10 protein-coding genes are annotated in these 8,475 nt (G+C 70.7%); 3 read left to right on the top strand and 7 right to left on the bottom strand.

What is annotated here, in order from left to right:
• Nucleotides 1-261 precede the first annotated feature (261 nt).
• Nucleotides 262-531, bottom strand: coding sequence for a 30S ribosomal protein S15 (rpsO, locus tag D8M39_RS08535; RefSeq protein WP_055083941.1), 270 nt, complete (start codon nucleotides 529-531; stop codon nucleotides 262-264).
• A gap of 192 nt (nucleotides 532-723) precedes the next feature.
• Here rpsO and D8M39_RS08540 point away from each other — a divergent pair, with 192 nt between their 5' ends.
• The 3 genes from D8M39_RS08540 (at nucleotide 724) to D8M39_RS08550 (ending at nucleotide 2,926) form a co-directional block, all read left to right on the top strand.
• Nucleotides 724-1,182 carry an S-ribosylhomocysteine lyase gene (locus D8M39_RS08540; protein WP_126874826.1) on the top strand — a complete coding sequence of 153 codons (459 nt, stop codon included), beginning with the start codon at nucleotides 724-726 and terminating at the stop codon, nucleotides 1,180-1,182.
• A complete protein-coding gene (mtnN, locus tag D8M39_RS08545; protein WP_238694027.1) occupies nucleotides 1,179-1,916 on the top strand; it encodes a 5'-methylthioadenosine/S-adenosylhomocysteine nucleosidase in 738 nt (245 codons plus the stop codon). Before D8M39_RS08540 ends, mtnN begins: the two co-directional genes overlap by 4 nt.
• 137 nt (nucleotides 1,917-2,053) lie before the next feature.
• Nucleotides 2,054-2,926, top strand: a complete 873-nt coding sequence (locus D8M39_RS08550) for an aldo/keto reductase (RefSeq protein WP_126874828.1) — start codon at nucleotides 2,054-2,056, stop codon at nucleotides 2,924-2,926.
• A 26-nt stretch (nucleotides 2,927-2,952) separates the two neighbouring features.
• Here D8M39_RS08550 and D8M39_RS08555 read toward each other — a convergent pair whose 3' ends face one another.
• From D8M39_RS08555 to infB, 6 genes are all read right to left on the bottom strand, one after another.
• Entirely contained in the window at nucleotides 2,953-3,966 is a 1,014-nt protein-coding gene (locus D8M39_RS08555; protein ID WP_126874829.1) for a bifunctional riboflavin kinase/FAD synthetase, read from the bottom strand.
• A 45-nt stretch (nucleotides 3,967-4,011) separates the two neighbouring features.
• Complete coding sequence (locus D8M39_RS08560) at nucleotides 4,012-4,479, bottom strand: hypothetical protein (RefSeq protein ID WP_055083946.1); 468 nt, start codon at nucleotides 4,477-4,479, stop codon at nucleotides 4,012-4,014.
• 56 nt (nucleotides 4,480-4,535) lie between these two features.
• Entirely contained in the window at nucleotides 4,536-4,907 is a 372-nt protein-coding gene (locus D8M39_RS08565; protein WP_055083948.1) for a hypothetical protein, read from the bottom strand.
• Nucleotides 4,907-5,956, bottom strand: a complete 1,050-nt coding sequence (gene truB, locus D8M39_RS08570; protein WP_055083950.1) for a tRNA pseudouridine(55) synthase TruB — start codon at nucleotides 5,954-5,956, stop codon at nucleotides 4,907-4,909. Before truB ends, D8M39_RS08565 begins: the two co-directional genes overlap by 1 nt.
• Nucleotides 5,957-5,961: 5 nt before the next feature.
• Entirely contained in the window at nucleotides 5,962-6,426 is a 465-nt protein-coding gene (gene rbfA / locus D8M39_RS08575; protein ID WP_055083953.1) for a 30S ribosome-binding factor RbfA, read from the bottom strand.
• A 200-nt stretch (nucleotides 6,427-6,626) separates the two neighbouring features.
• On the bottom strand, nucleotides 6,627-8,475 hold a 1,849-nt coding region (infB, locus tag D8M39_RS08580; protein ID WP_126874830.1), incomplete at its 5' end, for a translation initiation factor IF-2.

Consider the following 8,475-nt stretch of genomic DNA (forward strand, 5'->3'; position numbering starts at 1 on the left):
TAGGTGGTACGCGCCCCGCGCGACACACCGGTCTTCGATCGAGGCGCTCGCAGCGCGGTGCGTTGCGAAGGCCACTGTCGAGGACCGCGACATGCTGCGCGGACGCGAGGTGTTTTCGTGGTGCGGGTGCGCCCCCGGGGTTCCGGGTGCGCCCGCGTGGCGGCCACCGTGCGGTGGCCCGTGGCAGTGCTCGTCACGAGCAGAGCCGGGGGTGGTGGTTCCCCGCCGCCCTCGGGGAGCGCGGGGAACCTCCGGGTCACATCACTTGCGCAGGCCGAGGCGCTCGATGAGCGCACGGTAGCGGGCGATGTCGGTGCGACGCAGGTAGTCGAGCATGCGACGACGGCGACCCACGAGGCCCATGAGGCCGCGGCGGGTGTGGTGGTCGTGCTTGTGCGTCTTCAGGTGCTCGGTCAGATCGGAGATCCGGCGAGACAGCACGGCAATCTGCACCTCCGGCGAACCGGTGTCACCCTCGTGCGTTGCGTACTCGGTGATGATCTGGTTCTTGATTGCGGCATCAAGTGCCATGGGTAACTCCTCGAGTTAGTACCGTGTCCGCCCGGTGCGTGAGATTCCCGCCCGGGGTCCGGGGCTCGCCCCGGGGCCCGACCACCACGGACCGCAGTCAGACCATTTTCTAGTTTAGCGGACGAGTCAAGCCGGCGCGTCCGCCCCGGTGCGCCCGCTCCGAATGTCTGCCGGAGCTGGAAGAATGGCCGCATGCAGAAGATGAACGTCGAATCATTCAACCTGGACCACCGCACGGTGACGGCACCCTACGTGCGGGTGGCCGACCGCAAGCAGCTGCCGGGCGGTGACACGCTCGTGAAGTACGACGTCCGTTTCACCCAGCCCAACCGGGGTCACCTGGAGATGCCCACCGTGCACTCCATCGAGCACCTCACGGCGGAGCACATGCGCAACCACACGGACGCCCTGATCGACTTCTCCCCCATGGGCTGCCAGACCGGTTTCTACGCGCTGATGCTTGGTGTGGAGACCGAGGAGTTCGAGCGGCTGCTGGAGCTCACCTTCCGGGACATCATGGATGCCACGGAAGTCCCCGCCGCGAACGAGGTGCAGTGCGGATGGGGTCGGAACCACAGCCTGAGCGCGGCGCAGGACGCCGTACGGGGCTTCCTGGCCGAGCGCGCCCACTGGGACGAGGTCACGCGGTGAGCGACGACGCCGCATCCTTCGCCGCGTGCGTCGGCGCCCCCGCGGTGCTCGTCGCCATGCCCGAGGAGGCCGCCCCGTTCCTGGACTCCGCAACCGCCAGGTGCGCCGCACCCCAGCCGATCGGCACGGCCGAGGCCCACGCGCTGGAGCTGGACGGGCGCCCCGTGCTCGTGGTGCGCACCGGGATCGGGCTGGTCAACGCGGCGTCGGCCCTCAGTGTGGTGCTCGAGCTCTTCGACCCCGCCGTCGTGGTCTCCGCCGGCTCGTGCGGGGGGCTGCGCTCGGACGTGAACGTGGGCGACCTCGTGCTCGGCACGGAGTTCCGCTACACGGACGCGGACGCCACGGCCTTCGGCTACGCGCCGGGCCAGGTGCCGGGCATGCCGGCGTCGTACCCGGCGTCGAAGGAACTCGTGGCCGCCGCGAGCGCGCTGCCCGCACCCGAGGGCCGCGTTCTGTGGCGCGGCGAGATGCTCTCCGGGGGGTCCTTCGTGACGGCGCAGAACGTGGGCGCCGCCCGCGAGACGTTCCCCGCGGCGCTGAGCACGGACATGGAGACCACGGCGCTCGCGCAGGTGTGCCACACGCGGGGCCGTGAGTTTACGGCGCTGCGCAGCGTGTCGGACCTGTGCGGTCCGGGCGCCGGGCAGCAGTTCCACATGGAACTCGACGTCGTGGCGCGCACCAGCGCGGACGCCGTCCTGCAGCTGCTGCGGAGCCTGCCCACCGCGTGAGAGCGCACGTTGCGTCGGCAGGTCCCAGCGGTCGGACCGGCGCGAGGAGCGCCGGCACGCGAGAGGGGAGCACGACCAGCCCCGCGGGATACCCTGCGGTGAGCGCCCACCGTGAAGTCGAGGAGAACGAGGAAGAGATGAGCGACGAGAAGACCAAGGATCTCAAGGACGCCGCCCCGGACGTGCCCTGGCACGTGCTGCGGGACGGCAACCGGATCCCCCAGCTGGGCTTCGGCACCTACCCGATGGACGACGCCGAGGCGGAGACGCTGATCCCGGAGGCCGTCTGGCGCGGGTACCGGCTGATCGACACCGCCGTGAACTACGGCAACGAGCGCGGTGTGGGCCAGGGCGTCCGCTACAGCCACGTGCCCCGGGAGGAGCTCTTCCTCACGTCCAAGCTGCCGGGCCGCGACCACGGCACGGACTCCGTGCGGCGGTCGCTGGAGGGCACCCTCGAGCGGCTGGGAACCGACTACCTGGACCTCTACCTCATCCACTGGCCCAACCCGGTCCAGGACCGATACGTGCAGACGTGGCAGGCCATGCTCGAGGCGCGGGAGGAGGGACTCGTGCGTTCCGTGGGCGTGTCCAACTTCCTGCCCGAGCACCTGCAGCGCCTCGAGCGCGAGACCGGTGAGATGCCCGTGGTGAACCAGGTGGAGCTGCACCCCCAGTACCAGCAGGAGGCGCTGCGCCGCTTCCACGAGGAGCACCGGATCCTCACCGAGGCGTGGTCCCCGCTGGGCCGCAAGACGGACCTGCTGCAGAACGAGTGGCTCGCGGAGATCGCCCGCAAGCAGGGCCGCAGCCCCGCCCAGGTCGTGCTGCGCTGGCACGTGCAGTCCGGCATCGTGCCGATCCCCAAGTCCTCGAACACGCAGCGCATGTCGGAGAACATCGACGTCTTCGACTGGGAGCTCACGGACGCGCAGATGGAGCGGCTGCGCATGATGCACACCGGGATCAGCGGGTCGGGCTTCGATCCCTCGGTGCACGAAGAGATGTGACCCGGCGGTGAGCGGGGCCGCGGGGCTCAGTCCGTTCCGCGGCCCTCTGCACCCAGGATCTCTCGCGAGCGGCTGACGTCCTCGCGCATCTGCGCGACCAGGGCTTCGACGCCCCGGTAGGCCACCATGCCGCGAAGGCGCTCCACGAACTCGACGACCACCGTGGAGCCGTAGAGGTCGAAGTCCTCCACCGCCTCCTCCGGACGGTCGATCACGTGGGCCTCCACCTGGCGGGAGACACCGTCGAACGTGGGGTTGGAACCGACCGAGATGGCCGTGGGCCACCGGGTGCCCTCCTCGTCCACGAGCCAGCCGGCGTAGACACCGTCCGCAGGGATGAACCCCGTGGACTCGGGCGCCAGGTTGGCGGTGGGGAAACCGAGTTCGCGTCCCCGCGCGGCGCCGTGGACCACTTCGCCGCGCATGCGGTGGGGTCGCCCGAGCAGCTGCGCGGCCCCGCGCACGTCGCCGACGTCGAGGCACGAGCGCACCCAGGTGGAGGAGCAGCGGCGCTCGGCACGGCGTCCCGCCGGCTGCTCCTGCGGGTCCTCCTCGTCCGGCACGGTGCCGGGGACGTCGTCCACGACCACGACCTCGAAACCGTGCTCCCGGCCGAGCTCGGTGATCGCACTGAGGTCCCCGGTGTTGTCCCGCCCGAGCCGCACGTCCGAGCCGATCACCAGGCACACCGCGCCCAGGGGCTTCACGAGGTAGTCGACCACGAACTGCTGCGGGGTCAGCTCGGAGAACTCCAGGCTGTAGGGCAGCACGAGGACCGCGTCCACACCGGTCTCCTCGAGGGCGTCCAGCTTGTCCTCCGCGCCCATGATCAGACCGGGGTGCGAATCGGGCCTGTGCACGAGGGCCGGATGGGGATCGAAGGTCACGACCACCGACCGCGCGTCGTGGGACCGGGCGACGTCGAGCAGGCGCGCGAAGACCTGCTGGTGCCCGCGGTGGACACCGTCGAAGTTCCCGATGGTCACCACGGAGGGACCGAAACCGGGGGTGACTTCGTCCAGGCTTCTCCAGCGAATCACAGTTCTCCTCGTCGTTCGTCGGGTGCGGGGCGCACCGTCTAGAGCCTACCGCTCGCCGCGGGAGGGCCGCGTCATCCACAGCCACGCGAGGCCCACCACGGGCAGCACGAGCGGCACGTAGCCGTACCCCGCTCCGAAGTCGGACCACACACTGGCCTTGGGGAACAGCTGCGGCTCGAGCATGCTGAGCACTCCCACGCCCAGGACACCCACGAGCTCCGCGGCCACGGCCCACGTGGCCACCCGGTGCCAGCCGGGGCCGGTCTTCGTCAGCGCCACGGTGGCGAGCACGTAGATCGCCGCGGACAGCGTGGAGAGCAGGATCGCCACGGGCGCCACGCTGAACTCGGTGGCCAGCTGGTAGAGCGAGCGCACGCCGGCGGAGAGGGAGAAGATCCCGTACACGACGATCAGCACGCGCCCGAAGCCGGAACTCTTGCGGTCGGTGCGCCGGGTGCGCATCGAGCCGCCGAAACGCTTCTGCAGCGTGGAGTGGGAGGACTCGGGGTCCATGGCCGTCCTTTCGTCACGCGGGCGCCGCGGTCCTGGCGCCACCGGGGTCGATGGGGTCACTGGTAGTACCAGATGAAGTTCATGCGGTAGACCATCACGACCACCACGGGCCCCGCGGCCCCCAGGATCAGCGTGGACCACCGGGAGCGTTCCACGAGGGACCACACGAAGGTCCCCGCCGGGATGAGCAGCGCGGTGAGCAGGTAGCCCCAGTACTCGAGCACGCTGCCGGAGGCGGGCGGGCCGAGCACGGGGAGCAGCAGCGAGCCGACCGCGTAGGCCAGCAGGAACCCCTCGAGCAGCAGCACGGAGCCCTGCGAGTAGTCGTCCGGCGCACGTCCGCGCAGCGCCTGCACCACGCACACCAGGCACGAGAGGGCGCCAAGCACCACGGAGGCCCAGAACCAGCCGTCGTATCCCCACAGCATCAGGACTCCCCCTCCGCGCCGGACTCGTTGCCGGTGGAGGCCTCGGCGGGATCCGTGAAGGTCACGCCCGCGGCGATGCCGAGCACCGACGTCGCGTAGCGCTTCTCGCCTCGACCCCGCTCCTCGGCCAGCGCCACCAGGGTGCCGTCCGGCGCGAAGCAGGCGACGACGCCGTCGCCCGAGTCCCCGGAGCCGGCCAGGGTCTCCCCCGCGGCGGCGATCCTGCGCCCGTGCGAGAGGTCGGTGGCCTGTGCCGCGCTCAGCTCGCGCACGGGGAAGAGGCCGCGGGCGGCGTCGTCCAGGGGCAGGGTGCTCACCGTGTCCCCGGCGCGGACCTGCTCGGCGAGCTCCTCGACGGTGTGGGCCTGCTCGAGCGTGAAGGATCCCACGCGCGTGCGGCGCAGCGCCGTGAGGTGCCCGCCCACCCCGAGCGCCTCGCCCAGGTCCCGGGCCAGGGCACGGATGTACGTTCCGGAGGTGCAGGTCACGGTGGCCGTGACGTCCACCGCCGCGGTGTCCTCCGGCCGGGTGACGGTGTGCACCGTGAACTCCCGCACGGTGACGGGCCGGGCCGCGAGCTCCACGTCCTCGCCCTTGCGGACCCGGGCGTAGGAGCGCTCGCCGTTGACCTTGATGGCGCTCACCGACGAGGGGACCTGCTGGATCTCACCGGTCAGCTCCCCCACCGCAGCGCGGATCTGCTCCTCCGTGAGGGCCTCGAGCCGCTCGGGCGGGGCCTGGCGCACGATGTCGCCCTCGGCGTCGTCGGTGACCGTAGCCGCCCCCAGGCGGATGGTGGTCTCGTAGGTCTTGTCCGCGCCCGTGACGTAGGTCAGCAGCTTGGTGGCCTTCTCCACCCCGAGCACGAGCACGCCCGACGCGGCGGGGTCCAGCGTGCCCGCGTGGCCCACCTTCCGCGTGCCCGCCAGGCGGCGCATCCGTGAGACCACGTCGTGGGAGGTCCAGCCGAGCGGCTTGTCCACGACGACGAGCCCGGCGACCCTCGGGAGAGAGGGGGCCGGGCTCGGGACGTCTTCTCGCGCTGTCACCGGGTTCAGTCCTGCGACCGGCTCTCGGGGGCGACGTCGTCCTGCGCCTCGTCCTCGGAGGTGCGGTAGGCGTCCTCCCCAGCGGCGTACTGCGCGCCCTCGGCCTGCTCGGCCACGCGGGCGTCCTGCTCGCGGGCGGTGCGCAGCAGCGACTCCAGCCGCTCGGCGTCGGCCGGGATCTCGTCCGCGACGAAGGTCAGCGTGGGCGTGAGGCGCGCGGTGATGTTCTTGCCCACCTCAGAGCGCAGGATGCCCTTCGCTGACTCCAGGGCGCGGGCGGTCTCCTCGCGCTGCGTCTCGTCCCCGTACACGGTGTAGTACACGGTGGCGTGCTGCAGGTCGTTGGTGACGCGGGCGTCCGTGACCGTCACGAAACCGACCCGCGGGTCCTTGATGCGGCGTTCGAGTGCCTGGGCCACGATCACCTTGATGCGATCGGCCAGGCGGGCGGCGCGTGCGGCGTCGGCCATGGTGGTGCTCCTCGTCCTCGGGCGACGCCGCGGCGTCGCACAGTCGTGGGGTGGCCTCGCCAGGGCGGGGACCACCCGGAACGGCCCGCCCGTGAGGCGCGGACCGCGGGACGCGGCCGGGCACCCGGAAGTCCGAGCACCCGGCCGCGCGGATCCGCCCGCCCCGGTCCCCAGAGGACCGGAGCGGGCGGGAGAACCTGTCAGTCGCGCGGCTTCTCGCGCATCTCCCAGGTCTCGATGATGTCACCCTCGTGGATGTCGTTGAAGGAGCCGAGTCCGATACCGCACTCGTAGCCCTCACGCACCTCGGTGGCGTCATCCTTGAAGCGGCGCAGCGAGTCGATGGTCAGGTTGTCCTGTACCACGCTGCCGTCGCGCACCAGGCGGGCCTTGCCGTTGCGGCGCACGACGCCCTTGGTGATGTAGGCACCGGCGATGTTGCCCCACTTGGAGGAGCGGAACACCTCGCGGATCTCGGCGGTGCCGAGCTCCACCTCCTCGTACTCCGGCTTGAGCATGCCCTTCAGCGCGCTCTCGACGTCGTCGATCGCGTTGTAGATGACGGAGTAGAACTTCATCTCCACGCCCTCGCGCTCGGCGAGGTCCGTGACGCGCTCCGCGGGACGCACGTTGAAGCCGATGATCACGGCGTTGTCCACCGTGGCCAGGTTCACGTCGTTCTGCGTGATGGCACCCACACCGCGGTGGATCACGCGCAGCTGGACCTCCTCGCCCACGTCGATCTTGAGCAGCGAGTCCTCGAGCGCCTCCACGGCACCGGACACGTCACCCTTGATGATGAGGTTGAGGGTGTCGATCTTGCCCTCGGCCACGGCCTCGTCGAAGGACTCGAGCGTGATGCGCTTGCGGCGCTTCGCCAGTGCGGCGTTGCGGTCCGCGGCCTCACGCTTCTCGGCGATCTGACGGGCGGTGCGCTCCTCCTGCGTGGACAGGAAGGTGTCACCGGCGCGCGGCACGGTGGACAGACCCAGGACCTGCACCGGGCTGGACGGCAGCGCCGCCTCGACCGTGCTTCCCGTGTCGTCGAACATCGCACGAACGCGACCGTAGGCCGCACCGGCGACGATCGAGTCGCCCACCTTCAGCGTGCCGGACTGCACCAGCACGGTGCACACCGCGCCGCGGCCCTTGTCCAGGTTGGCCTCGATGGCCACGCCGCGGGCGTTTTTGTCCGGGTTGGCCTGCAGCTCCAGGGCACCGTCCGCGGTGAGCACGATGGCGTCCAGGAGGTCCTCGATGTTGAGGCTCTCGCGGGCGGAGACGTCCACGAACATGGTGTCGCCGCCGTACTCCTCGGGCACGAGACCGTACTCGGTGAGCTGACCGCGGATCTTCTCCGGGTTGGCGTCCGGCTTGTCCACCTTGTTGACCGCGACCACGATCGGCACGTTCGCCGCCTGGGCGTGGTTCAGCGCCTCCACGGTCTGCGGCATGACGCCGTCGTCCGCGGCGACCACCAGCACGGCGATGTCCGTGACCTGGGCACCACGGGCACGCATGGCGGTGAACGCCTCGTGACCGGGGGTGTCGATGAACGTGATGAGCCGCTCCTGGCCCTCCACCTCCGTGGCGATCTGGTACGCACCGATGTGCTGGGTGATGCCGCCGGCCTCGCCCTCGATCACCTTGGTGTTGCGGATCGCGTCCAGCAGACGGGTCTTGCCGTGGTCCACGTGGCCCATGACCGTGACGACCGGGGGACGCGGTGCGAGGACGTCCTCGCCCTCCGCCTCCAGCTCGGCGTCGAGGTCGATGTCGAAGGACTCGAGCAGCTCGCGCTCCTCGTCCTCCGGGGAGACCACCTGGATCTGGTAGCCGAGCTCGGCACCCAGCAGCTGGAACGTCTCCTCGTCGAGGGACTGCGTCTGCGTGGCCATCTCACCCAGGTGGATGAGCACGGTCACCAGCGACGCCGGGTTCGCGTTGATCTTCTCCGCGAAGTCCATCAGGGACGCGCCGCGGCGCAGGCGCACCACGGTGCTGCCGTCGCCGTGGGGAACCGACACGCCGCCGACGGCGGGTGCCGAC

It is taken from the genome of Kocuria sp. HSID17590, from assembly GCF_003989485.1.
Classification (GTDB): domain Bacteria; phylum Actinomycetota; class Actinomycetes; order Actinomycetales; family Micrococcaceae; genus Kocuria; species Kocuria salsicia.

Coding starts and splice junctions, on each gene's coding strand:
- rpsO (WP_055083941.1), bottom strand. CDS start 531: ATGGCACTTGATGCCGCAATCAAGAACCAGATCATCACCGAGTACGCA.
- D8M39_RS08540 (WP_126874826.1), top strand. CDS start 724: ATGCAGAAGATGAACGTCGAATCATTCAACCTGGACCACCGCACGGTG.
- D8M39_RS08550 (WP_126874828.1), top strand. CDS start 2,054: ATGAGCGACGAGAAGACCAAGGATCTCAAGGACGCCGCCCCGGACGTG.
- D8M39_RS08560 (WP_055083946.1), bottom strand. CDS start 4,479: ATGGACCCCGAGTCCTCCCACTCCACGCTGCAGAAGCGTTTCGGCGGC.
- D8M39_RS08565 (WP_055083948.1), bottom strand. CDS start 4,907: ATGCTGTGGGGATACGACGGCTGGTTCTGGGCCTCCGTGGTGCTTGGC.
- rbfA (WP_055083953.1), bottom strand. CDS start 6,426: ATGGCCGACGCCGCACGCGCCGCCCGCCTGGCCGATCGCATCAAGGTG.